Source organism: Pseudomonas sp. HMSC063H08 (genome assembly GCF_001813645.1).
Classification (GTDB): domain Bacteria; phylum Pseudomonadota; class Gammaproteobacteria; order Pseudomonadales; family Pseudomonadaceae; genus Pseudomonas; species Pseudomonas aeruginosa.
Map to the genome: position 1 here is coordinate 89,016 of NZ_KV813417.1, position 23,856 is coordinate 112,871.

Here is a 23,856-nt window from a genome sequence, read left to right on the forward strand (position 1 = left end):
GTAGGGCGAATAACCGCGTGCGGTTATCCGCCGTGGCGGAGGCCGGGTGCAGCGCCGGAGTACGTCGCTGTCCTCAGGAGGGCAGGGCGTCGCCCTGGCGGCGGCGGTCGCGTTCGCCGACCCAGTAGGCGATCAGCTCGCGCAATTGCGACAGCTCCACCGGCTTGGCCATGTGCCCGTCCATGCCGACCAGCCGCGCGCGTTCCTTGTGCTCGCTGAGGATGTGCGCGGTGAGCGCCACCACCGGGGTATGCGGGCGCTGTTCGTGGGCTTCCCAGGCGCGGAGCTGCTCGGTGGCGGAGAAGCCGTCGAGAACCGGCATCTCGCAGTCCATCAGCACCAGGTCGTACTGGGTCGCCTTCATCGCGCTGAGCGCCTCCTGGCCGTTGCTGGCGGTGTCCGGCTGGAGGTTGAGCTTGTTCAACATGCCGCGGATGACCTTGGTGGAGATGCTGTTGTCCTCGGCGACGAGGATCCGGAAGTCGCTCGGCAGGCTCGGCGCCTGCGCTTCCTTGGCCGGTTGCAGGTAGTTGGTGACGCCGCTGACGCCGCGCTGGGCGAGTTCGTCGGCGAGGGTCGCCTTCAGCGTGTAGCCGGCCACCGGCTTGGCCAGGATGCGCTTGATCCCGGCGTTGCGGGCGATGATCTTGCTCGGCGCGTTGCTGATCCCGGTGAGCATGATCAGCAGGATGTCGTGGTTGAGGTTGGGGTCTTCCTTGATCTTCGCCGCCAGTTGCATGCCGGTCATGCCGGGCATGTCCTGGTCGAGCAGGACCACGTCGAAGTACTCGCGCAGGTGCGCCTTGGTGCGCAACTGGGCCAGCGCCTCCTTGCCGGACGACACCGCGCTGACGTTCAGGCCCCAGCCGCTGCACTGCTGCACCAGCACCTTGCGGCAGGTTTCGTTGTCGTCCACCACCAGCAGCCGGGCGCCCTGTAGCGGGCCGTCGAGGTCGGCGGTGGGGTTCTCCAACTGCTGCGGGTCGAGCGGCAGGGTCAGCGACAGGGTGGTGCCCTGGCTGCTGCCGGACTGGATGCCGAACTCCCCGCCCATCAGCCGCACCAGTTGGCGGGCGATGATCAGGCCGAGGTGGCTGCCGAGCTTGCTGGCGGAAAGGAAGTCGCCGCTGTGCAGCTCGGCGGTGAGCAGCGCCTCGCGCTCCTTGGCGTCGAACGGGTGGCCGCTGTCCTGCACGGCGATGCGCAGGCGCGGTGTCTCGCCCTGGTCGTCGAGGGCCACCACCAGCAGGATCTCGCCTTCCTCGGTCTGCTTGAACGCGTTGTCCAGCAGGCTCAGGACCACCTGGCGCAGGCGCGTCGGATCGCCGCCGATGACCCTCGGCACCTGCGGTTGGGTGAAGCTGATCAGCTCGATGCGCTGCTGCTCGGCCTTGACCCGGAAGATATCCAGGCAGTCCTCGATCAGCGCGTTGAGGTCGAACTGCACTTCGTCCAGCTCGATCTGCCCGGACTCCAGCTTGGAGATGTCGAGGATCTCGTTGATCAGCGTGAGCAACTCGTTGCCGGCGCTGTGGATGGTCTGCACGTAGTCGCGCTGCTTCGCCGACAACGGGGTGCCGAGGAGCAGTTCGGTCATGCCCAGCACGCCGTTCATGGGCGTGCGGATCTCGTGGCTGATCTTGGCCAGGAACTCGGCCTTGGTCTGCAATTCCGCGGTGTGCGCCGCCTCGCTGGTGCGCTGTTGCAGGTTGAGCTGCTGGATCAGTCGCTGGCGTTCGGTGAGCGAGACGCTCAGGACCAGCCCGGCGAGGGTGGCGAAGCTGAACACGCCGAGCACCAGCCAGCCCGGATCGAGTTGCTTGGTGCCGAACAGCACCGGCAGGAACACCATGAAGCCGGCGTTGAACACGATCATCCCGGCAACGATCAGGCGCGCCGGCTGGTAGCCGCGATACCAGTGCCAGGCCGCGACCAGCGGGACGCTGAGCGAACTGAGGATCACCAGCAGGTAGATCAGCCAGCTGAACCAGAGTTGCTGGGTGAAGGCGATGATCGCGCCGACCGCCAGGATCAACAGCGCCTCGCCTTGCAGGAGGCGGTTCAGGCGGCTTTCCGCAGTGCCGCGGAAGAAGCTGCAGGCGAACCACAGCAGGCTCACCGCGGCGCCGAGGGCGCCGAGGTCGGCGGTCAGCGACTGGTTGAACTTGAGTCCCGGCAGCCAGAACGCCACCAGCCCCAGGTTCGCCGCGGCGCAGACCGCCAGCGCCGCGTGCACCGCCGCCAGCCACAGGCTGCTGGCGCTGCGCGAGTAGGCGAAGCGGATCAGGTTGTACATCAGCAGCAGGAGCATGCCGCCGAGCAGCATGCCGAAGGCGTAGGCGGGCTTCTCCAGGCCGACCAGGCCGGCTTCGTCGATCTGGTCGAACCAGGCCATCAGCGGATGGTTGGAGGTCATCCGCACGTACAGGGTCATCGGCTTGCCGTCGACCGGCAGCGAGAACAGGTAGGAGCGCGAGGGCAGCGGGCGCTCCTGGAACGGTCGCGACTCGCCGGTGTGCTGATCCCGCACCAGTTGGCCGTCCTGCACCAGGTAGTAGTCCAGGTACTGCACCCGCGGGGCGAAGATCCACAGCCAGCTCGGCACCTTCTGCGCGGGAAGCTGGACCTGCAGCCAGACCGCCTGGGGGCTGGCGGGGAAGATGAAGGAGCGCTTGGCCAGCGGGCGGAACTGCTCCTTGCGCTGGAGGACGTCGGCGATCCGCAGTTGCGCGCTCTCGTCGCGCAGCAGGCGCCAGTTCTGGTTGGCGCTGGGAGTAGTGGCGGTGGTTTGCAGGGGAACGCTGGAAACGCCGGCGTCGTCCGCGACCGCCGGCGACATCGGACCGAGCAGAAGCAGCAGGAAGCTGACGAGTAGTCCTATGGCGATCCGAAGCCGTACCACGGCGAAGTCCCTTCGAAGGTGAATGGCCGGATTATAGCCAAGTGGCCGTGGCAACGGCATAGGCCGCGGAAGCGCCGTGCGGCGCCCGCGGCCTCGGGCCCGGTCAGGACTCGCCGCGCTCGCGGGCGATGGCACGGTAGCCGATGTCCTTGCGGTAGAAGCAGCCGTTCCAGCGGATCTTCTCGGCCAGGCGATAGGCCTGTTGCTGGGCGGCGGACACGCTCTCGCCGATGGCGGTGGCGCAGAGCACGCGGCCGCCGGAGGTGACCACCTGGCCATCCTTCAGCGCGGTGCCGGCGTGGAACACCTTGCCGTCCAGCGCGGCGGCCTCGGCCAGGCCTTCGATGACCTCGCCCTTGGCGTAGTCGCCCGGATAGCCGCCGGCGGCCAGCACCACGCCTACGGTCGGACGCGGGTCCCAGGTCGCCTCGACCTTGTCCAGCGCCTTGGCCAGGGCGGCCTCGACCAGCAGGACCAGGGAGGACTCCAGGCGGACCATGATCGGCTGGGTTTCCGGGTCGCCGAAGCGGCAGTTGAATTCGATGACCTTGGGCGCGCCGCTCTTGTCGATCATCAGGCCGGCATAGAGGAAGCCGGTATAGACGTTGCCTTCCTCGGCCATGCCGCGCACCGTCGGGTAGATCACTTCGTCCAGCACCCGCTGGTGGACCTCGGCGGTGACCACCGGGGCCGGCGAGTAGGCGCCCATGCCGCCGGTGTTCGGCCCGCTGTCGCCATCGCCGACGCGTTTGTGGTCCTGGCTGGTGGCCATCGGCAGCACGTTCTGGCCGTCGACCATGACGATGAAGCTGGCCTCCTCGCCATCGAGGAACTCCTCGATCACCACGCGCGAGCCGGCGTCGCCGAAGGCATTGCCGGCGAGCATGTCGCGCACGGCGGCTTCGGCTTCGTCCAGGTTCATGGCGACGATCACGCCCTTGCCCGCGGCCAGGCCATCGGCCTTGATGACGATGGGTGCGCCCTGCTCGCGCAGGTAGGCCAGGGCCGGCTCGACCTCGGTGAAGTTGCGATAGGCGGCGGTGGGGATCCGGTGGCGGGCGAGGAAGTCCTTGGTGAAGGCCTTCGAGCCTTCCAGCTGGGCGGCGCCGGCGGTCGGGCCGAAGATATCCAGGCCGCGCTCACGGAACAGGTCGACCACGCCTGCCACCAGCGGCGCCTCGGGACCGACGATGGTCAACTGGACGTTCTTCGCGGCGAAGTCGGCCAGTTGCTCCAGGGCCAGCACGTCGATGGCGACGTTCTCGCACTTGGCTTCGGTGGCGGTGCCGGCGTTGCCCGGGGCGACGAAGACCTTCGCCACGCGCGGGTCCTGGGCGACTTTCCAGGCCAGGGCATGTTCACGACCGCCGCTGCCGATGATGAGTACGTTCATGGGGTTCTCCTGGCGCAACGGCGGGTAACGCGCCGCGTTATCCGCCCTGCGTGAAATTCGTGGGTAGGGCGGCTGACCGCATCGCGCTCAGCCGCCGTGATACTCAATGGCGGAAATGGCGCATGCCAGTGAACACCATCGCGATATCCGCCTCGTCGGCCGCCGCGATCACTTCGTTGTCGCGCATCGAGCCGCCCGGCTGGATCACCGCGGTGATGCCGGCCTTGGCCGCGTTGTCGATGCCGTCGCGGAACGGGAAGAAGGCGTCCGAGGCCATCACCGCGCCTTTCACTTCCAGGCCGGCGTGCTCGGCCTTGATCGCGGCGATCCGTGCGGAGTTGACCCGGCTCATCTGGCCGGCGCCGACGCCGACGGTCTGGCGGTTCCTGGCGTAGACGATGGCGTTGGACTTGACGAACTTGGCCACCTTCCAGGCGAAGATCAGGTCGTGGATCTCCTGCTCGGTGGGCGCGCGGCGAGTGACGATCTTCAGGTCCTCGGCCTTGATCATGCCGATGTCGCGGCTCTGTACCAGCAGGCCGCCGTTGACCCGCTTGAAGTCCCAGCCCGGGGCGCGCTCGGCTGGCCATTCGCCGCATTCGAGCAGGCGTACGTTGGCCTTGGCGGCGACCACCTCGCGGGCGGCGGCGGAAATCTTCGGCGCGATGATCACCTCGACGAACTGGCGCTCGACGATGGCCTTGGCGGTTTCGCCGTCCAGCTCGCGGTTGAAGGCGATGATGCCGCCGAACGCCGATTCGCTATCGGTGGCGTAGGCCAGGTCGTAGGCCTTGCGGATGCCGCCTTCGTCTTCCGGCACCACGGCGACGCCGCAGGGGTTGGCATGCTTGACGATCACGCAGGCCGGCTTGAGGAAGCTCTTCACGCATTCCAGGGCCGCGTCGGTGTCGGCGACGTTGTTGAACGACAACTCCTTGCCTTGCAACTGGATGGCGGTGGAGACGCTGGCCTCGCCCTTCTTCGCCTCGACGTAGAACGCCGCGCTCTGGTGCGGGTTCTCGCCGTAGCGCATTTCCTGGGCCTTGACGAACTGGCTGTTGAAGGTGCGCGGGAAGGCGCCGCGGTCGGCGGTGCCGAGGGTGTCGCGGGTCTGGTCGATGGTACCCAGGTAGTTGGCGATCATGCCGTCGTAGGCGGAGGTGTGCTCGAACGCCTTGAGGGCCAGGTCGAAACGCTGGGCGTAGGTCAGGCCGCCGGCCTTGAGGGATTCGATCACGGCGGCGTAGTCGCCGGCATTGACCACGATGGCGACATCCTTGTGGTTCTTCGCCGCCGAACGGACCATGGTCGGCCCGCCGATGTCGATGTTCTCGATGGCGGTAGGCAGGTCGCAGTCGGGCCTGGCCACCGTGGCCTCGAAGGGATACAGGTTGACCGCCACCAGGTCGATCGGCTTGATGCCGTGCTGCTCCATGACCGCGCCGTCCAGGTCGCGGCGACCGAGGATACCGCCATGCACCTTCGGGTGCAGGGTCTTCACCCGACCGTCCATCATTTCCGGGAAGCCGGTGTAGTCGGCCACTTCCACGGCGGCGATGCCGTTGTCCCGGAGCAGCTTGTAGGTGCCGCCGGTGGAAAGGATTTCCACGCCGAGGGCGACCAGCTCACGGGCGAAGTCGACGACGCCGGTCTTGTCGGAAACGCTGATCAGCGCGCGGCGGATGGGCAGGCGGGTGGTTTGGTCGGTCATTGCAAGGGTCCTGAGGGCTGGCTTCCGGCCGCGGGTGCCGGCCGGGACGCGCGCCCTTGGCCGGAGCCCGCCGCCGCTCTTAAAGAAGGTCGTATTGCTTGAGTTTCTTGCGCAGGGTCCCGCGGTTCAGGCCGAGCAGCTCGGAGGCCTTGGTCTGGTTCCCCTTGACGTGGTTCATGACGGTTTCCAGCAGCGGCGCTTCGACTTCGCAGAGCACCATGTTGTAAACGTCCGTGACCGGCTGCCCTTCGAGGTGGGCGAAGTAGTTGTGCAATGCCTTCTCCACGCTGTCGCGCAGGGTCTGCCCTTCTTGCGTCGGCGTGGTGAGGTGCTGTTTCAGGTTGGCGTTGTCGCTCACGGGCGTTGTTCCACTCACTAAAGTCTCGGTCGTCATCGTTGTCATGCGGCCACCCCTGTTCCGTTGTTCTGGCGCTCGGCGAAGAACTGCCTGACGCTGGCGCACTGCGCATCCGTGTCCTGCAAACGATTGAACTGGGCGCGGAATTCCCTTGCGCCCGGCAGAGTCGCGAGATACCACCCCACATGCTTGCGGGCGATCCGCACACCCATTTCTTCCCCATAAAAAAGGTGCAGCTCCGCGAGGTGTTCGAGCAGGATGCTCTGCACTTCGGGAAGCGGCGCCGCCGGCAGGTGCTCGCCGGTCCGCAGGTAATGGTCGATCTCGCGGAAAATCCACGGTCTTCCCTGGGCGGCCCGACCGATCAGCAGGGCATCCACCCCGGTCTGCTCGATGACTTTCCTGGCCTTCTCCGGCGAATCGATGTCGCCATTGGCGAACACCGGTATCGACACGGCCTGCTTGATCGCCGCGATGGTCTCGTACTCCGCCTCCCCGGTGTACAGGTCGGCGCGGGTCCGGCCATGCACCGCAAGAGCCTGGATCCCCGCCTGTTCGGCGAGCTTCGCGACGGTGACGCCGTTACGGTTGTCCCGGTCCCAGCCGGTCCGGATCTTCAGGGTGACCGGTACGTCGACCGCCCTGACCACGGCATCGAGGATCTCGGCGACCAGCGCCTCGTCCCGCAGCAGGGCGGACCCCGCTGCCTTGTTGCATACCTTCTTCGCCGGGCAGCCCATGTTGATGTCGATGATCTGCGCACCGAGTTCCACATTGCGCTGCGCGGCCTCGGCCAGCATGGCCGGATCGCCGCCGGCGATCTGCACCGAGCGCGGCTCGTCCTCGCCATCGTGGATCAGGCGCAGGCGCGACTTGCGGCTGTTCCACAGGCGGACGTCGCTGGTCACCATCTCCGATACCACCATCCCGGCGCCAAGGCGACGGCAAAGCTGACGGAACGGACGATCGGTCACCCCGGCCATCGGCGCGAGGATCAGTCTGTTGGGCAGTGTATATGGGCCGATGCGTACCACCGACATGGGGCTTCCCTGTCTTGCGGTGCTGCGAAAAAAGGGAGGGCATGATACCCGCTCTGGATGACCGGATAAAGGCTGTTTTGGATAAATTCTGAACAGCCGATTCCTTAGTTCTTACAGTTGGAAGACGAGCGGCACTTGCGCCTGGCGCTCCGCGCGAGCGGGTGGGCGTAGCGGCCCGGCGGCGACCGGCGAGGTCTTTCCGGTCACTCCGGGGAATGGAAGCTCAGGCTGTAGTTCACCGCCTTCGGACCCGGGTCGAGGATGTCCAGCGACACGTGGATCGGTACCTGCGGTGGCATTTCCGTTCGTCCGGCCAGCTCGCCGCCGAGGTACTCGCCGGGCTTGAAGCGGCGATTGGCGATGAGGTGGCCGTTGAGGTCGGCGAAGCGCAGTTCCAGCAGCGGGAACGGCTGCGAGAAGCTGGCGCGGTTGTAGATGATCGCGTCGACCACCAGCGCGCCGCTGAATTCGGGATGGCTGCGGACCACCAGGTTGCTGCTCCTGATCTGCTCCACGTCGACCTTGGAGGGAAGGGTGCAGCCGATTTCCGGGCAGAGCTGGGCGAACCAGGGGCGATAGGCGTCCTGGCGCGCCAGCTCGTCGAAATGGTAGGCGACGTACTGAGCGGCGAGACCACCCAGCGCCAGCAGGATCAGCAGCAGCCAACCGAGACGCCGCGGCCATTGGCGCCGGGGCTTCTCCCAGGCCAGTTGCAGCGGCTCGTCGCGCAACTGGTCGAGACTCTCGACCGGCGCCTCGTCCGGCTTGCGGGCGCTGCCCAGGGGCGCGACGGACTGTTCCTCGGCGCTTTCCTCGTCGTCTTCATCCAGGGCGCTCAGTCCGTGGCGGCGCTTGCCGAGGCTGGGCTCGTCGTCATCGTCGTCATCGAGGCTGAGGCGAAGTTCCGGCGGATCCTCGGCGCGGCGCAGCGGCACGAAGGATACCCGCTCTTCCGCCAGCGGTTCGCCGAGGCTCGGTTCCTGGCGCGGGTTGCCGCGCGCCGGCTGGGCCGGTTCGGCATCGGCGATCAGCGCCTCGGCCCAGCGTTCGTCGTGTGGATCGCGTTCGTCGTCGCGGCGCGCCAGCAGGCTCTCCGCCGGTCGCGGGGCCTTCTCGATGCTGGAGAACTCCTGGTTCAGCTCGAATTCGTCGAGCTTGGCCAGTTCCTCGTCGAGGTTGAGGCTGTCCAGGTCGAGGTCGTCATGGATCCACAGGGTTTCGTCGCGCGGGCGCGCTGCCGGGGGCGCGGCCGAGGTGGCGGCCGCGACGCTGGGCGCGGGTGGCGGAGCGGCGGCCGGCTTCGCTTCGGCTGCCGAAGGAGCGTTCGCGCGCGGCGCGCCACCGACCTGGTGTTGCAGGGCGTTGAAGACTTTCAGGCAGGTGCCGCAGCGGACCGCGCCATTGGCGGCGCCCAGTTGCGCGTCGTTGACGCGGAAACTGGTGCTGCAATGGGGACATTGGGTGATGACGCTTTCGCTCATGCGGCGATCCGTAGGAAAAATCCGGCGGCTAGTCTACCCCAAGCTTCTTGCACGAAGGCAGTGGGGCGGGATCAGTGGTGGCTGGCGGTGCGCCATCAATCGGCGCGGCGGCGGCCGCTGATGCGGATCCAGCCTTCGCGCTCGGCGGTCGGGTCGAGATCGAAGTGTGCGGAGTAGGCCGCACGGACCTCCTCGGCCTGCTCGGCGAGGATGCCGGACAGCGCCAGCAGGCCGCCGGGACGTACCAGGCCGGTCAGTTGCGGGGCGAGGGAAACCAGCGGGCCGGCGAGGATATTGGCGACCAGCACGTCGGCCTGTCGCTGCGGCAGGTCCGCCGGCAGGTAGACCGGGAACCGCGCGGGCTCGATACCGTTGCGCGAGGCATTGTCGCGCGAGGCTTCCAGGGCCTGTGGATCGATGTCGGTGCCGACCGCCCGTTCGGCGCCGAGCAGCAGCGCGGCGATGGCGAGGATTCCCGAGCCGCAACCGAAGTCGAGCACCTGCCGGCCGGCCAGTTCCTGGCCGTCGAGCCATTCCAGGCACAGCGCGGTGGTCGGGTGGGTGCCGGTGCCGAAGGCCAGGCCCGGATCGAGCAGCAGGTTGACCGCGTCCGGCTCGGGGGCGGCGTGCCAGCTCGGCACGATCCACAGGCGGCGGCCGAAACGCATCGGCTGGAAGTTGTCCATCCAGCTGCGTTCCCAATCCTGGTCGGCGATTTCCTCGACATGGTGCTCGGGCAGGTCGCCGCCGGTAAGCAAGGCGAGGTGGGCGAGCAGGGCGGTCTCGTCGGTGTCCGCTTCGAACAGCGCCAGCAGGTGGGTGCGCGACCACAGCGGGGTGGTGCCGAGGTCCGGCTCGAAGATCGGCTGGTCTTCGGCGTCCATGAAGGTCACGGAGACGGCGCCGACTTCGAGCAGGGCGTCTTCGTAGGTTTCGGCCTGTTCCGGGGTGATGGCCAGGCGAACTTGTAACCAGGGCATGGGGCGACCTCTGTTGCGGCTGTAAACGAAACGGGCCGCCCAGGGGCGACCCGTTTTCCACCGCGCAAGCTTACTTGAGGCTAGCCGGCGCTGCCACTCTCTGCCGTGGCCTCGCCGCGCAGTTGCGCCAGGCCGCGATTGGCCAGGTGGCAGGTACCGCCGCCGAGCACCGCCGGCAGCAGCAGGTTGAGCAGCGGCACCAGCGCCAGGAGCAGTATCAGCAGGCCGAACAGCAACAGGCTGCCGCGGCGAGCACGAAGCACGGCGAGCTGCTCGCCGGCATCGGCCAGCCCGGCCAGCGTGGCGGGCAGCAGGAAGCGGATGTTCAGGTAGGCCAGCGCCAGCAGCAGGAGTACACCGTTGTAGAGCGGAACCAGCAGGCCGACCAGGATCGATCCGGAAACGCCCAGCCAGGGTGCCAGGCGGAAGCCGGCGGCACGCCACAGCGAGATCCTTTCGCCGGAGGCAGGTGCCAGTCGCGGGTAGCGTTGGCGGACCTGTTCCTTCAGTTGTCCGAGCAGGCCGATGCGTAGGCCCAGGCGGATGCCGAAGACGATGCTGGCGGCGTACAGGGCGACGAAGAACAGCGCGGCATAGCCGACGAAATAGAACGCCAGTTGCGCCAGTCCCGCCAGGCCGTTGAAGGCCGCCAGCGGATCGAAGTACGGGCCACCGCTGCCGGCCTCGATCAGCGAGCCGCTGGGGATCAGGGCGAAGTTGGCCACGCTGAATGCCGTGTACAGCGCGGCCCAGCCGCAGAGGCGGATGATCGGTTCGAAGAAATGCACGAACAGCCAGGTGCACAGCACGCTGACGAGAATGCACAGGCTCGCGGAGCGGAAGAGTGCGGCGGGTTGCAGGCTTTCCCTGAAGCCCAGGGCGAAGCAGGTCGCGGCCTCGGACGCGGCGGCCAGCGATTGGCGGTACCAGCGGCGGATGCGTTCCATGCAGGAGTCCGGTGGTGGAGGGGCGACGAGGATAGCACCGTTGGGGCGGCCGGCAGGCGGAAACGACAAGGGCCGCCCGGAGGCAGCCCTTGTGCGCAGCGACTGACGGATCAGTGCTTGTCCATACCCAGTTTCTTCTCCAGGTAGTGGATGTTCACCCCGCCCTTGCAGAAGGCGGCGTCGCGCACCAGGTCCTTGTGCAGTTCGGTATTGGTCTTGATACCGTCGACGATCAACTCGTCCAGGGCATTGCGCATCCGCGCCAGCGCCTCGTCGCGGTCGGCACCGTAGGTGATGACCTTGCCGACCAGCGAGTCGTAGTTCGGCGGTACGCTGTAGCCGCTGTAGAGGTGCGAGTCGACGCGCACGCCGTTGCCGCCGGGGGCGTGGAAGTGCTTGACCTTGCCCGGGCTGGGCATGAAGGTCTTCGGGTCTTCGGCGTTGATCCGGCATTCCAGCGCATGGCCGCGGATGACCACGTCCTCCTGGCGGATCGAGAGCTTCTCGCCGGAGGCGATGCGCAGCATCTCCTTGACGATGTCGACACCGGTGACCATCTCCGATACCGGGTGCTCCACCTGCACGCGAGTGTTCATCTCGATGAAGTAGAAGCGGCCGTTCTCGTAGAGGAACTCGAAGGTGCCGGCGCCGCGGTAGCCGATCTCGATGCAGGCCTGGACGCAGCGGGCGAAGACTTCCTGGCGGGCCTTCTCGTCGATGCCGGGGGCCGGCGCCTCTTCGATCACCTTCTGGTGGCGGCGCTGCAGGGAGCAGTCGCGGTCGCCGAGGTGGATGGCGTTGCCCTGGCCGTCGGAAAGCACCTGGACTTCCACGTGGCGCGGGTTGGTCAGGAACTTCTCCAGGTAGACCATCGGGTTGCCAAACGCCGCGCCGGCCTCGGTGCGGGTCAGCTTGGCCGACTTGATCAGCTCGGACTCGTCGTAGACCACGCGCATGCCGCGCCCACCGCCGCCGCCGGCGGCCTTGATGATCACCGGGTAGCCGACCTCGCGGGCGATCGCCAGGGCGGTCTCTTCATCTTCCGGCAGCGGGCCGTCGGAGCCCGGCACGGTGGGGACGCCGGCGCGCTTCATGGCGTCCTTGGCCGAAACCTTGTCGCCCATCAGGCGGATCACCTCGGCGGTCGGGCCGACGAAGGTGAAGCCGGAGCGTTCGATCTGCTCGGCGAAGTCGGCGTTCTCGGCGAGGAAGCCGTAGCCGGGGTGGATCGCGGTGGCGCCAGTGACCTCGGCCGCGGCGATGATCGCCGGGATCTGCAGGTACGACTGGGTGGCCGGGGCCGGACCGATGCACACCGATTCGTCGGCGAGCGACAGGTGCATCAACTCGCGGTCGGCGGTGGAGTGTACCGCCACCGTCTTGATCCCCAGCTCCTTGCATGCGCGAAGGATGCGCAAGGCGATTTCGCCGCGGTTGGCGATCAGCACTTTTTCCAACATCGCAGGTTCCCCGCGGCTTAGACGATGGTGAACAGCGGCTGGTCGAACTCAACCGGCTGGCCGTTCTCCACCAGGATCGACTCGATGGTGCCGCTAACTTCGGCTTCGATGTGGTTCATCATCTTCATGGCTTCGACGATGCACAGGATGTCGCCTTTCTTCACGCTCTGGCCGACTTCGACGAAGTTGGCCGAGGTCGGCGAGGCGGCGCGGTAGAAGGTGCCGACCATCGGCGAGCGAACCACGTTGCCGTTCAGCTTCGGAGCGGCCGGGGCGCTTTCCGCGGCAGCGGCGGCCGGAGCGGCGGTTGCCGGCGCCGGCGCGGCGACCGGAGCGGCGAAGGCCGGAGCCTGTGCGTACACCGGCTGGGCGGCGGTCTTGCTGTGGCGGCTGATGCGTACCGACTCTTCGCCTTCGCGGATTTCCAGCTCGTCGATACCGGACTCTTCCAGCAGCTCGATCAGTTTCTTGACTTTACGAATGTCCATTAGCGCTAGCACTCCCAGTGAGGTCAGGGGCGTTGAAGTTGTTCAAGGGCGGATTCCAGGGCCAGGCGGTAGCCTGTGGCGCCGAGACCGCAGATCACCCCTACCGCCACGTCGGAGAAGTAGGAGTGATGCCGGAAAGGTTCACGTTTGTGCACGTTCGACAGGTGCACTTCGATGAATGGGATGCTCACCGCAAGCAGCGCGTCACGTAACGCGACGCTGGTATGGGTGAATGCCGCCGGATTGATGATGATGAAGTCCACGCCTTCGTCGCGCGCGGCATGGATCCGGTCGATCAGTTCGTATTCGGCGTTGCTTTGCAGATGCAGCAGGTGGTGGCCGGCTTCGCGGGCGCGGCGCTCGAGGTCCTGGTTGATCTGCCCGAGGGTGGTCGAACCGTAGGTGCCGGGCTCGCGGGTGCCCAGCAGGTTCAGATTCGGCCCGTGCAATACGAGGAGGGTCGCCATTGTCTTGTTGATTGTCCTGTACAGGCTGCAAACGGCAAGCGGGCACTATGCCGGAATTTCCGTATGACTGTCCAGTCACTGTTAGATTGCAGTAGATCGCCGCATGTTGACCGGCAATTGCGGCAGAAGTATGTCAGCGCATGTCACTGCCGGGTAGCGGCCCGGCGCAGTCGTTCGGCGAGCCCGGCGGCGTCGATCTCTCCGATGACGCGCAAGTCGCTCCATTCGTCACCGCCCGGGGCGAAGAACAGGATCGCCGGCGGACCGAACAGGTTGTAGCGGTCCAGCAGGCCGCGCTGGGCCGGGTTGCTTTCGGTGATGTCGAAGCGCAGCAGGCGGTAGGCCGGCAGTCGTGCCTGCACCGTGGGGTCGGTGAGGACCTGGCGCTCGATGACCTTGCAACTGATGCACCAGTCCGCATACCAGTCCAGCAGCACCGGCTTGCCGGCCTGGCGTGCCTCGGCCAGGGCGGCGTCCAGCTGCGCCGGGGTGGTCAGGTTCTGCCATTCGCCGGGCGTGCTCGGTGGCCCGGCGTGGATCGACGGCACCGAGCGGCCCAGCGGATGGATCGGGTCCGACTCGCCCTGCAGGGCGCCGATCCAGGCGGCCACCGCGTAGGTCAGGAACATCAGGCCAAGCAGTTGCAGCAGGCGGCGTGCGGCGCTCTTCGGGGTGAATTCGAGGGCGCCCAGGGCCAGGCCGGCGCCGCCGGCGAGCATGCCCCAGAGCATCAGCGCCACCGGGCCGGACACCACCCGCTCCAGCAGCCACACGGCGACCGCCAGCAACAGCACGCCGAAGGCGTTGCGCACGCCGTTCATCCAGGCTCCGCTCTTGGGCAGCAGGGCGCCGCCGCCGGCGCCGAAGACCACCAGCGGCGTACCCATGCCCAGGCCGAGGGCGAACAGTTGCAGGCCGCCCCCCCAGGCATCGCCGCTGGCGCTGATATAGAGCAGCGAGGCGGCCAGCGGGGCGGAGACGCAGGGCGAGACCAGCAGGCTGGAAAGCACGCCGAGGGTGGCCGCGCCGAGGATCGAGCCGCCGCGCGCATCGCCGGCCAGGCGGTCGAGCGGTTCGCGGATGAAGCCGGGCAGGCGTAGCTCGAAGAAGCCGAACATGGCCACGGCGAACAGCGCGAAGAACGCCGCGAATGGCACCAGTACCCAGGGCGACTGCAATTGCGCCTGGAGATTGAGGCTGGCGCCGAACATGCCCATCAGCGCGCCGAGCAGGGCGAAGCAGAGCGCCATCGGCAGCACGTAGGCGAGCGACAGGACGAAGCCGCGACCACCGCCCGGCCGGCCGCGCAGGACCACTCCGGAGAGGATCGGCAGCATCGGCAGCACGCAGGGGGTGAAGGTCAGGGTCAGGCCGGCGAGGAAGAAGAACAGCAGGCTGCGCTTGCCCTTGTGTTCGAGCGGGTCCTTGCTGGCCGCGTCGTTCGTGGCTGGCGTCGCGGCACCGCCGTCGATGTCGAAGCGCCTGGTTTCCGGGGGGTAGCAGAGGCCCTTGTCGGCGCAGCCCTGGTAGGTCACCACCAGGGTATAGGGCTGCCGGGCCGGGTTGTTCAGGGGAATCTCCAGGTCGACGATGTTGTAGTAGACCTCGGTATCGCCGAAGTACTCGTCGTGGTGCTGCTTGCCCGCCGGCAGCTGCACCTGGCCGAGGCTGACCTGGGCTGGCTCGACCTTGAACTGGAAGCGGTGGCGGTAGAGGTAGTAGCCCTCGGCGTTGACGAAGCGCAGCAGCACGTGCTGCGCGTCGCTGCGCTCGACGCTGGGCTTGAACGCCTGGTCGACCTTGAGGAAGCCGCCGCCATCGAGGCCGCCGCCGAGGGAGGCGCCGGGACGGCTGTCGAACAGGCCCGCGCCGGCGGGCAGGGCGACCAGCAGGAGGATCAGGGTCAGCAGGCGGCGCATGGATATCTCGTCGGATCAAAAGCCGGAATGATAGCGGAAAGCCGGGCCCGATCGAGCCCCGTGCGGCTGATCAGGTCCTGCCCCGGTTCCGCTGAGCGGTATCCGACCGGTGCGAAGCCAGACGGTTCCCCTGGCGCCTTGCGGCACGTCGCCGCAGGGTCACAGGCGGAAGGCCTGCACCGTGGTGCGCAGGTCGCCGCCCAGTTGCCGCAGTTGCTCGCCCTGTTCGCGGCTATGGCCGATCAGCCGCAGATTTTCCCCGCCCAGGGCGTGGATGCGTTCGCTGTGCGAGCGAATCTCGCCGACCGCCTGGCTCTGCTGGGTCGAGCCTTCGGCGATGCGTTCGGCCATCACGCCGATGGTATGGATCGCGGCGACCACTTCGTCCAGTGCGCCCTCTGCCGCGCCGGCCTGTTCGGCGGTGCGTTCGGCATGCTCGACCTGGCTGCGCATGGCCTCCACCGATTGCCGCGCGGCCTGTTGCAGGCGGCCGATGAGCTGCTGGATCTCCTCGGTGGCGCCGGCGGTGCGCTGGGCCAGCGAGCGGACTTCCTCGGCGACCACGGCGAAGCCACGGCCCTGGTCGCCGGCGCGGGCGGCCTCGATGGCGGCATTGAGGGCGAGCAGGTTGGTCTGTTCGGCGATCGAGCGGATCACCGTCAGCACGCTGCCAATGGTCGCCGACTCCTCGGCCAGGCGCTCGATCGACTGGGCGTTGCCCTGCACCTCGTCGACCAGCTCGCGCAGGCCGCCCAGGCTCTCGCCGATCACCCGCTGGCCGTGCTCCACTGCCTGGCCTGCGCTGCGACTGGCGTCGGCGGTCTGGCTGGCGTCTCCGGCGACCTGCTGGATCGCCGCTTCCATGTCGCCGAGGGCGTCGCGGATCTGCCCGGTATCGCCGGCCTGGCGCTCGACCCCGGCGTGCAGGCCGCTGCTGACCTCGGCCAGGGTCTGGCTGCTGCCGGCGACCTGTTCGGCGCGGCGGTGGATCGCGCCGACCAGCTCGGCGAGGAAGCTGCGCAGGCGGTTCAGCGAATCTTCCAGGTTGCGCAGGTCCTCGGTGCGGGTACGCAGGGATATGGGGCGTGAGAAGTCGCCGTCGGCCCAGGCCGAGAGCGCCGGCACCAGTTGCCCGAGGACCCGTGCCAGGCGCCTTTGCAGGCTGTCGATGGCGAGGGCGATGAGCAGGATCAGGGCGATCATCCCACCCTGGATCAGGCGTACCTGGCTTTGCAGGCGCTGGCGCTCGCCGCGCACCTGCGGCTCCAGGGTGGCCAGGGCCTGGCGCACCGCGTCCAGTTTGGCGCCGGTGTCGGCGGACAGTTGCTGGCGACGCTCGATCAGGTCGCGGGTGCGGCGCAACTCGTCCGGATAGCGTTGCAGCAGGCTGGCGAGTTCGCGCCGCAGCGCCACGCCGCGGTCTTCGGCATTGCCGGCGCCAGCCTCGGCGTCGCCGGCCAGCCCCATCATGGCGGCGAAGTCGTCGCTGGCCGAGCGCTGTTCGTCGAGCACGCCGAGCAACGGCAAGGCCTCGATCCGCCCGGCCTGCTCGCGCAGGTTGGCCAGTTCGCGCTCGACGTCGCCGGCCAGGGCCGGGTTGGCGCTTTCCACCAGCTTGGCGCGGGCCAGGCTGAGGCGGGTCAGGTGCAGGCTGGCGAGCAGCAGCGGGGTGCGGTAGGCGCCGGCCTGGGGCTGCTCCGTCGCGGCATCCAGGTAGGCGGACCATTGTTCCAGGTTGCCGGCGAGGTCGCGCTCGGCCTGTAGCAGCAGGCCCTGCGGGTCGCCGGCGAGCTTGCCGGCGGCGAGCAGATCGCCGGCGCTGAATTCGCGCAACTCCGCGAGGCTTGGCGCGAGGGTCCGGGCGAGGTCCGGCGGTAGCTCCGGCAAGGCCTCGGCGAGGCTTTCCAGGGCCTGCAGCGCGGCCTGCTGGCGTACGGCGTCGCCGCTGCCGAGGTACTGGCGGACGTTGCGCGCGACCTGTTCGTCGAAGCGCTGCGACAGCTCCAGGTACTGGTCGAGCAACTGGAACGGGCGCTCCATGGCGCGTTGCGACCACCACAGGGTGATTCCCAGGGCGAGGCAGACGGTGAGCAGGAGCAGGGTGTTGAGATTGGTGAGTTGCTTGAGGCGCATGGCGGGTCTCGTCCGACTACGGAGCGGCGAGACCGCAGGTTATTTCCGTTTGGTTACCGGGTGATGACAAAGAGCCATTACCGGGCGTCGGGACGATATACCTCGATCCGGTTGCGTCCGCCGTGCTTGGCCCGGTATAGCGCTTCGTCGGCCTGCTTGGCCATGCTCTTGATATCGAGGTCCGGGGTCAGCTCGGCGATGCCGCAACTGAAGGTGCAGCGCAGGTCGGTCGGTTGCGCCGGGTAGTGGATCTCGGCGAAGCGCTGGCGAATCTCGTCGAGCACCAGGCGCGCGGCGTCCAGATCGGTGTCCGGAAGGACCACGGCGAACTCCTCGCCGCCATAGCGGCCGATGTGGTCGGTCTTGCGCAGGCGCTGCTTGAGAAACAGCGCCAGGCCCTTGATCACCCGGTCGCCCATGGGGTGGCCGAAACGGTCGTTGACCTGCTTGAAGTGGTCGATGTCGAGCATCGCGAAGCTCAGCGGACGGCCATCGCGACGCGCGCGCAGGCGGGCATCCTCGAGCAGTTGCAGGGTATGGGTGTGGTTGTACAGGCCGGTCAGGCTGTCGCGCACCATCCGCGCCTTCAGGCTGCGCGCGCGGCTGGCGCGGGTGCGCACGGTGGCGATCAGGTGGCGCGGGCGGATCGGCTTGGTGAGGAAGTCGTCGCCGCCTTCGCTCATGGCGTCCAGCTGCTTGTCCAGGTCGTCCTCGGCGGACAGGTAGATGATCGGCACGCTGACGTGGCGTTCGTGCTGGCGGATCACCTTGGCCAACTCGGTGCCCAGGCACTCGGGCATGTACATGTCGAGGATGATCAGGTCGGGCTGGAAGTCGCTCAGCTCAGCCATCACCGACAGCGGCTCGGTGAGCGCGCGGGTGATGATCCCGGCGCTGTTGAGGACCATCTCGGTGTGCAGCGCCTGGGCCCGGGAGTCGTCGACGATCAGTACCCGGTAGGGTTCGTAGAAGCTCAGGCGGCTGAGGGTCTCGATCTTTTCCAGCACGCTGGAGGCGTCCAGGGTGCCGGTGAAGAATTCCTGGCCGCCGGCGCGGGCTGCGGCCAGGCGGGTCGGGGTGTCGGTCTCGCTGTCGCTGAAGAACAGCACCGGCAGCTTGTGTTCGAGGCCGGCCTGGGCCTCGCTGGCCAGTCGCAGGCCCATGTCGGGGCCGGCGAAGTCGACTTCCATGACGATCGCCGCCGGGTAGCGTTCGCGCATGCTGGCGCGGAAGGCGTCGGCGGTCTCGCAGCTCAGCGCCTGCAGACCGAAGAACTCCAGTTGCTGGGCCAGGCGCTCGGCGCGTTCGCGGTCCTTCAGTGCCAGGTAGACCGGTTTGCGCAATGGCGGCAGGACGGTGTGCTCGAGCTGGTCGCCATGCCGCAGGCCGGTGCGCGACAGGCGCTGCATCAACTGGTTGAGTTCGCTGATCGACTCGCTGGAAAGCCGGCCGCGGTTGGCCTCGACGACGTCCAGGGTACGGTCGATGGCACCGGCCAGCTGGGCATGCTCGGCTTGCTCGAAGCGTTCGGCGTAGCGCTGCAGGCGCAGGGTGGCGTCGGCCAGTTCTTCCATGCCGTCGCTGTTCCACTCCGCGCGGGTCAGGCGTTGCCAGACCTCCAGAACCTGGCGCGCCTGGTTGATCACTCGCTGGGCGAAGTGGTGCTTCAGGCGGTCCAGGGTCGGGTCATCGTGCTCGGTCATCATGACGCGCTTCTTTCGTGGTCTTCGCGGCAGAGCGTCGCTGCGAATGATGGCTCTATGCTATCATCTATCGCCATGAAAGCCAGCGGCCGTTGGGCGGCTGACGAGAGGAGCCTTTTCTTTTCCAAATGTCATCCCCACCTGTTGGTGGGTGCCTTTGTGCGACGGACTACGGCATGCTTATGCCTGTTTCGGAAAATTCTCACTGAGCATTCCGGCACAAAACCGGCTTCCACTACGCTGAAAGCCGACGATGCCGAGGTTTTCGGCGTCCTGGAAGGGTTGGCGCTTGGCACGGAACGCGTTCGCCATGGTCCAATCCCCCATCTATCGAGCTGTTTTAAGGACCCTTGCCATGCTGGACTGGAAGAAGCGTCGTGGGACCATGCGCGATCGCGTGGACAATTCCGTGGATGATGTGCGTACCTACTTCGGCGGCCCCTGGCTGGTGCGCGTGGTGGGAGGCCTGCTGGGCGTCTACCTGCTGGTGGCGATGCTGGTCGGCTGGTACTGGAGCCAGGAACCCGACCTGTTCCCCGTGCAGCAGGACGCCCAGGCCGCCGCCGAGCGCGCCGGGCGGCAGATGGTCACCGGCTACACCACGGTGGAGACCCTCAAGGAAGTGGTCGACACCCTGCTGACCAAGCCGGGCGGCTACATCTCCAACGACATCTTCCCGCCGGGCATCTGGATGGACAACATGCCCAGCTGGGAGTATGGCGTGCTGGTCCAGGTGCGTGACATCAGCCGGGCGCTGCGCAAGGATTTCGCCCGTTCGCAGTCGCAGTCCACCGAGGACGCCGACCTGGCTCGCGCCGAGCCGCGCTTCAACTTCGACAACAAGAGCTGGGCGCTGCCGGCGTCCGAGTCGGAGTACCAGGAAGGCATCAAGTCGCTGGACCGCTACCTGGCCCGCCTGTCCGACCCGAACCAGCCCAACGCGCAGTTCTATGCCCGCGCCGACAACCTGAACAACTGGCTGGGCGACGTCGCCACCCGCCTGGGCTCGCTGTCCCAGCGCCTGTCGGCGAGCGTCGGCCGGGTCAAGCTGAACACCAACATCAAGAACCCCGAAGAAGTACAGCCGGGCGAGGCGCCCAAGGTCGAGGAAGTAGTCCAGGAAACCCCCTGGCTGCAGATCGACAACGTCTTCTACGAGGCCCGTGGCCAGGCCTGGGCGCTGTCGCACCTGCTGCGCGCCATCGAGGTCGACTTCGCCGACGTGCTGGCGAAAAAGAACGCCACGGTCAGCGTGCGGCAGATCATCCGCGAGCTGGAGGCCGCGCAGGAGCCGCTGTGGAGCCCGATGGTGCTGAACGGCAGCGGCTACGGCATCCTGGCCAACCACTCGCTGGTGATGGCCAACTACATTTCCCGCGCCAACGCCGCGGTGATCGACCTGCGCCAGCTGCTTTCCCAGGGCTGACCCATGGCCGCGCCGATCAGCGCCGAAGAGGTGGCCCACCGGGCCGCCTCCGACGCCGAACTCATCGCCTGGGTCGACGAGCAGGACCGCCCGCTCGGTAGCCTGCCGCGCGCGGAGCTGCGCGAGCGCGGGCTGATCGGTCGCGGCACCTTCATCCTGCTGTTCAACTCCGCCGGCGAGCTGTGCGTGCAGCGCCGGACCCTGAGCAAGGCGGTCTATCCGGGGTACTGGGACCTCGCCGCCGGCGGCATGGTCCAGGCCGGCGAGCCCTACGCCGACTCCGCCGCCCGCGAACTGGAGGAAGAGCTGGGAATCCGCGACGCGGTCCTGCGCGAACATGGCCGCTTCTTCTTCGACGAACCGGGCAACCGGCTCTGGTGCGCGGTGTTTTCCGCCGTCTCCGATGCGCCCTTGCGTCTGCAGGCGGAGGAAATCTCCGAAGCCCGCTTCATCCGTCCCGAACTGGCGCTGGAAGAGGCTCGCAGCCTGCCGTACTGCCCCGATTCCCTGCAGGCGTTGCGCCTGTACCTGGATGCCTGAGCCGCGGATGTCGCCATTTCACCGATCAATGGCGCATTTTCGCTCTTAGCATTTGCTCGCAATGCTGCTAAATTGCGCGACCTTTTCGGGCGGTCCCCATGCCGCCCCTGCGCAGCCCCTGCCTGAGTGGGGCGTCGCGGTCGGCTCCCGCCGGCCATCGTTGTTGACCTGGCCCGTCGAGGCCATTCTGGGGGAAACGCCCGGTGGTCAAAAAAGCTTCGTCCCTGTCCGCCCTCGGCGGGCTGGTGTATTCCACGGATGGCGGCCGGCATTGCCCGGACTGCCAGCAACCCAAAGACGCCTGCATCTGCGGGCAGGCCGTAGCGCCTGCCGGCGACGGGATCGCGCGCGTGCGCCGCGAGACCAAGGGCCGCGGCGGCAAGACGGTGACCACCATCAGTGGCCTGCCGCTCGCCGGCGATGCGCTCAAGGAGCTGGCCAGCGCGCTGAAGCGGCGCTGCGGCACTGGCGGCAGTCTCAAGGACGGCGTGGTGGAGATCCAGGGCGAGCATGTCGAACTGCTGATCGACGAACTCCTCAAGCGCGGTTTCAAGGCGAAGAAGTCCGGCGGCTGACCGCATTCTCCCCTGCAGAGAGCGGGCAGGTCCGGCACCGCGAAGGCCGCGCCAGCCCTTTCCCTAGATGGGAGACTGCGGATACCCGCATGAGCGGATTTCCTCGGCTTTCCTAAACTACCGCCCAGTGTGGCGGTCAACACGGCAACGTCACATCCTCCGGCTAGCCTCCACCACAGGCGTGCCGGCCCAGGGCCATCCGGAGATCCCGGCGCCCGCCCGACCCCGAACATTGAGGAGATCACCGCGCATGGCCGCTCGACGGACTCGCAAAGACGATGGCAGCAACTGGACCGTGGCCGACAGCCGCGGCGTATACGGCATCCGCCACTGGGGTGCGGGTTATTTCGCCATCAACGATGGCGGCAATGTCGAAGTGCGTCCGCAGGGCGCCGACTCGACGCCCATCGATCTCTACGAGCTGGTCGGCCAGCTGCGCGAGGCGGGCCTGAGCCTGCCGCTGCTGGTGCGCTTCCCGGATATCCTGCAGGACCGCGTGCGCAAGCTCACCGGCGCCTTCGACGCGAACATCGAGCGCCTCGAATACCAGAGCCGCTATACCGCGCTGTATCCGATCAAGGTCAACCAGCAGGAAGCGGTGGTGGAGAACATCATCGCCACCGAGAACGTCTCCATCGGCCTGGAGGCAGGCTCCAAGCCGGAACTCATGGCGGTGCTGGCGCTGGCCCCGAAGGGCGGCACCATCGTCTGCAACGGCTACAAGGACCGCGAGTTCATCAAGCTGGCGCTGATGGGACAGAAGCTCGGGCACAACGTGTTCATCGTGATCGAGAAGGAATCCGAGGTGCAGCTGGTGATCGAGGAGGCCGCCAACGTCGGCGTGCAGCCCCAGGTCGGCCTGCGCGTGCGGCTGTCCTCGCTGGCTTCGTCGAAGTGGGCAGACACCGGTGGCGAGAAGGCCAAGTTCGGCCTTTCCGCCGCCCAGCTGCTGTCGGTGGTCGAGCGCTTCCGCCAGGCCGGACTCGACCAGGGCGTGCGCCTGCTGCATTTCCACATGGGCTCGCAGATCGCCAACCTGGCCGACTACCAGCACGGCTTCAAGGAAGCCATCCGCTACTACGGCGAGCTGCGCGCGCTCGGCCTGCCGGTGGATCATATCGACGTCGGCGGTGGCCTCGGCGTCGACTACGACGGCACCCATTCGCGCAACGCCAGCTCGATCAACTACGACATCGATGACTATGCCGGCGTGGTGGTCGGCATGCTCAAGGAGTTCTGCGACGCCCAGGGCCTGCCGCACCCGCACATCTTCTCGGAGAGCGGCCGGGCGCTGACCGCGCACCATGCGGTGCTGATCACCCAGGTCACCGACGTCGAGCGGCACAACGACGACGTGCCGAAGATCGTCGATCTCGACGAGCAGCCGGAGATCGTCCGCTGGCTGGCCGAACTGCTCGGCCCGACCGATGCCGAGATGGTCACCGAAACCTACTGGCGCGCCACCCACTACATCGGCGACGCCGCCGCGCAGTATGCCGACGGCAAGATCAGCCTGGCGCAGAAAGCCCTCGCCGAGCAGTGCTACTTCGCTATCTGCCGGCGCCTGCACAACCAGCTCAAGGCCCGCCAGCGCTCCCACCGGCAGGTCCTCGACGAACTCAACGACAAGCTCGCCGACAAGTACATCTGCAACTTCTCGGTGTTCCAGAGCCTGCCGGATACCTGGGCCATCGGCCAGGTGCTGCCGATCCTGCCGCTGCACCGCCTGGGCGAGGAGCCGGATCGGCGCGCGGTACTGCAGGACCTGACCTGCGACTCCGACGGCAAGATCACCCAGTACGTCGACGAGCAGAGCATCGAGACCAGCCTGCCGGTGCACGAGGTGAAGGAGGGCGAGGACTACCTGATCGGGGTGTTCCTGGTCGGCGCCTACCAGGAGATCCTCGGCGACATGCACAACCTGTTCGGCGACACCGACTCGGTGAACGTCTACCAGCGCGCAGACGGCGGCATCTATCACGCCGGCATCGAGACCCACGACACCATCGAGGACATGCTGCGCTACGTGCACCTGTCGCCGGAGGAACTGATGACCCTCTACCGCGACAAGGTCGCCGGGGCCAAGCTCACCGCCCGCGAGCGCAACCAGTACCTGGATGCGCTGCGCCTGGGGCTGACCCGCTCGGCGTACCTGTCCTGACTGGCTAGCCCGTCGGCGACGGGAAGCGAACCAGGCAATGGCCGGCTGGCGCGAGGCGCCCGCCGGCCATTTCGTTTCAGATCCTGCTCGTTATGTGGGAATTCCGCGCAACCCCTTCATTTCCGCTTCCCTGCCGGCGGTGGACGTCGGCGTGGTTGCCTGCTGTGTCCGG

General features: G+C 67.4%; 18 protein-coding genes. 4 read left to right on the top strand and 14 right to left on the bottom strand.

Annotation, left to right across the window (positions count from 1 at the left end):
* Positions 1 to 73 precede the first annotated feature (73 nt).
* The 14 genes from retS to gcbA form a co-directional block, all read right to left on the bottom strand.
* A complete protein-coding gene (gene retS / locus HMPREF2924_RS11060) occupies positions 74 to 2,902 on the bottom strand; it encodes a hybrid sensor histidine kinase/response regulator RetS (RefSeq protein WP_003111227.1) in 2,829 nt (942 codons plus the stop codon).
* A gap of 103 nt (positions 2,903 to 3,005) precedes the next feature.
* Positions 3,006 to 4,295, bottom strand: a complete 1,290-nt coding sequence (gene purD, locus HMPREF2924_RS11065) for a phosphoribosylamine--glycine ligase (protein ID WP_003121117.1) — start codon at positions 4,293 to 4,295, stop codon at positions 3,006 to 3,008.
* Positions 4,296 to 4,398: 103 nt separating this feature from the next.
* Positions 4,399 to 6,006: a bifunctional phosphoribosylaminoimidazolecarboxamide formyltransferase/IMP cyclohydrolase gene (gene purH, locus HMPREF2924_RS11070; RefSeq protein WP_023094915.1), complete on the bottom strand. Its 1,608-nt coding sequence runs from the start codon at positions 6,004 to 6,006 to the stop codon at positions 4,399 to 4,401.
* A gap of 79 nt (positions 6,007 to 6,085) precedes the next feature.
* Positions 6,086 to 6,409, bottom strand: a complete 324-nt coding sequence (fis, locus tag HMPREF2924_RS11075) for a DNA-binding transcriptional regulator Fis (protein ID WP_003121116.1) — start codon at positions 6,407 to 6,409, stop codon at positions 6,086 to 6,088.
* Positions 6,406 to 7,404, bottom strand: coding sequence for a tRNA dihydrouridine synthase DusB (dusB, locus tag HMPREF2924_RS11080; RefSeq protein ID WP_003095402.1), 999 nt, complete (start codon positions 7,402 to 7,404; stop codon positions 6,406 to 6,408). Before dusB ends, fis begins: the two co-directional genes overlap by 4 nt.
* Before the next feature lie 203 nt (positions 7,405 to 7,607).
* On the bottom strand, positions 7,608 to 8,885 hold the full coding sequence (locus HMPREF2924_RS11085) for a DUF3426 domain-containing protein (protein WP_003135342.1): 1,278 nt from the start codon (positions 8,883 to 8,885) through the stop codon (positions 7,608 to 7,610).
* Positions 8,886 to 8,980: 95 nt separating this feature from the next.
* Positions 8,981 to 9,865, bottom strand: coding sequence for a 50S ribosomal protein L11 methyltransferase (prmA, locus tag HMPREF2924_RS11090; RefSeq protein ID WP_003112237.1), 885 nt, complete (start codon positions 9,863 to 9,865; stop codon positions 8,981 to 8,983).
* Positions 9,866 to 9,945: 80 nt separating this feature from the next.
* A complete protein-coding gene (locus HMPREF2924_RS11095) occupies positions 9,946 to 10,812 on the bottom strand; it encodes an EI24 domain-containing protein (protein ID WP_003135340.1) in 867 nt (288 codons plus the stop codon).
* Between the two features lie 110 nt (positions 10,813 to 10,922).
* Positions 10,923 to 12,272, bottom strand: a complete 1,350-nt coding sequence (gene accC / locus HMPREF2924_RS11100) for an acetyl-CoA carboxylase biotin carboxylase subunit (RefSeq protein WP_003095391.1) — start codon at positions 12,270 to 12,272, stop codon at positions 10,923 to 10,925.
* Positions 12,273 to 12,289: 17 nt separating this feature from the next.
* A complete protein-coding gene (gene accB / locus HMPREF2924_RS11105) occupies positions 12,290 to 12,760 on the bottom strand; it encodes an acetyl-CoA carboxylase biotin carboxyl carrier protein (protein ID WP_003135337.1) in 471 nt (156 codons plus the stop codon).
* 23 nt (positions 12,761 to 12,783) lie between these two features.
* Complete coding sequence (gene aroQ, locus HMPREF2924_RS11110; protein WP_003095385.1) at positions 12,784 to 13,227, bottom strand: type II 3-dehydroquinate dehydratase; 444 nt, start codon at positions 13,225 to 13,227, stop codon at positions 12,784 to 12,786.
* 143 nt (positions 13,228 to 13,370) lie between these two features.
* A complete protein-coding gene (locus tag HMPREF2924_RS11115; RefSeq protein WP_003135335.1) occupies positions 13,371 to 15,146 on the bottom strand; it encodes a protein-disulfide reductase DsbD in 1,776 nt (591 codons plus the stop codon).
* A gap of 159 nt (positions 15,147 to 15,305) precedes the next feature.
* Entirely contained in the window at positions 15,306 to 17,279 is a 1,974-nt protein-coding gene (ctpL, locus tag HMPREF2924_RS11120; protein ID WP_015503725.1) for a methyl-accepting chemotaxis protein CtpL, read from the bottom strand.
* A 77-nt stretch (positions 17,280 to 17,356) separates the two neighbouring features.
* On the bottom strand, positions 17,357 to 18,985 hold the full coding sequence (gene gcbA, locus HMPREF2924_RS11125) for a diguanylate cyclase GcbA (protein WP_003106227.1): 1,629 nt from the start codon (positions 18,983 to 18,985) through the stop codon (positions 17,357 to 17,359).
* A gap of 352 nt (positions 18,986 to 19,337) precedes the next feature.
* On the opposite strand from gcbA, the gene HMPREF2924_RS11130 reads away from it, so the two are divergent.
* From HMPREF2924_RS11130 to speA, 4 genes are all read left to right on the top strand, one after another.
* On the top strand, positions 19,338 to 20,408 hold the full coding sequence (locus HMPREF2924_RS11130) for a DUF2333 family protein (protein ID WP_003095371.1): 1,071 nt from the start codon (positions 19,338 to 19,340) through the stop codon (positions 20,406 to 20,408).
* 3 nt (positions 20,409 to 20,411) lie between these two features.
* A complete protein-coding gene (locus HMPREF2924_RS11135) occupies positions 20,412 to 20,948 on the top strand; it encodes an NUDIX hydrolase (RefSeq protein WP_003095369.1) in 537 nt (178 codons plus the stop codon).
* Between the two features lie 203 nt (positions 20,949 to 21,151).
* A complete protein-coding gene (locus tag HMPREF2924_RS11140; protein WP_003095367.1) occupies positions 21,152 to 21,523 on the top strand; it encodes a translation initiation factor Sui1 in 372 nt (123 codons plus the stop codon).
* Positions 21,524 to 21,773: 250 nt separating this feature from the next.
* A complete protein-coding gene (gene speA / locus HMPREF2924_RS11145) occupies positions 21,774 to 23,684 on the top strand; it encodes an arginine decarboxylase (RefSeq protein ID WP_003095365.1) in 1,911 nt (636 codons plus the stop codon).
* The last annotated feature ends 172 nt before the right edge of the window (positions 23,685 to 23,856 follow it).

Bases quoted from the DNA above. Each gene is read 5' to 3' on its own strand.
- purD (WP_003121117.1), bottom strand. From the start codon at position 4,295: ATGAACGTACTCATCATCGGCAGCGGCGGTCGTGAACATGCCCTGGCC.
- purH (WP_023094915.1), bottom strand. From the start codon at position 6,006: ATGACCGACCAAACCACCCGCCTGCCCATCCGCCGCGCGCTGATCAGC.
- fis (WP_003121116.1), bottom strand. From the start codon at position 6,409: ATGACAACGATGACGACCGAGACTTTAGTGAGTGGAACAACGCCCGTG.
- dusB (WP_003095402.1), bottom strand. From the start codon at position 7,404: ATGTCGGTGGTACGCATCGGCCCATATACACTGCCCAACAGACTGATC.
- HMPREF2924_RS11085 (WP_003135342.1), bottom strand. From the start codon at position 8,885: ATGAGCGAAAGCGTCATCACCCAATGTCCCCATTGCAGCACCAGTTTC.
- prmA (WP_003112237.1), bottom strand. From the start codon at position 9,865: ATGCCCTGGTTACAAGTTCGCCTGGCCATCACCCCGGAACAGGCCGAA.
- HMPREF2924_RS11095 (WP_003135340.1), bottom strand. From the start codon at position 10,812: ATGGAACGCATCCGCCGCTGGTACCGCCAATCGCTGGCCGCCGCGTCC.
- accC (WP_003095391.1), bottom strand. From the start codon at position 12,272: ATGTTGGAAAAAGTGCTGATCGCCAACCGCGGCGAAATCGCCTTGCGC.
- accB (WP_003135337.1), bottom strand. From the start codon at position 12,760: ATGGACATTCGTAAAGTCAAGAAACTGATCGAGCTGCTGGAAGAGTCC.
- aroQ (WP_003095385.1), bottom strand. From the start codon at position 13,227: ATGGCGACCCTCCTCGTATTGCACGGGCCGAATCTGAACCTGCTGGGC.
- HMPREF2924_RS11115 (WP_003135335.1), bottom strand. From the start codon at position 15,146: ATGCGCCGCCTGCTGACCCTGATCCTCCTGCTGGTCGCCCTGCCCGCC.
- ctpL (WP_015503725.1), bottom strand. From the start codon at position 17,279: ATGCGCCTCAAGCAACTCACCAATCTCAACACCCTGCTCCTGCTCACC.
- gcbA (WP_003106227.1), bottom strand. From the start codon at position 18,985: ATGATGACCGAGCACGATGACCCGACCCTGGACCGCCTGAAGCACCAC.
- HMPREF2924_RS11130 (WP_003095371.1), top strand. From the start codon at position 19,338: ATGCTGGACTGGAAGAAGCGTCGTGGGACCATGCGCGATCGCGTGGAC.
- HMPREF2924_RS11135 (WP_003095369.1), top strand. From the start codon at position 20,412: ATGGCCGCGCCGATCAGCGCCGAAGAGGTGGCCCACCGGGCCGCCTCC.
- speA (WP_003095365.1), top strand. From the start codon at position 21,774: ATGGCCGCTCGACGGACTCGCAAAGACGATGGCAGCAACTGGACCGTG.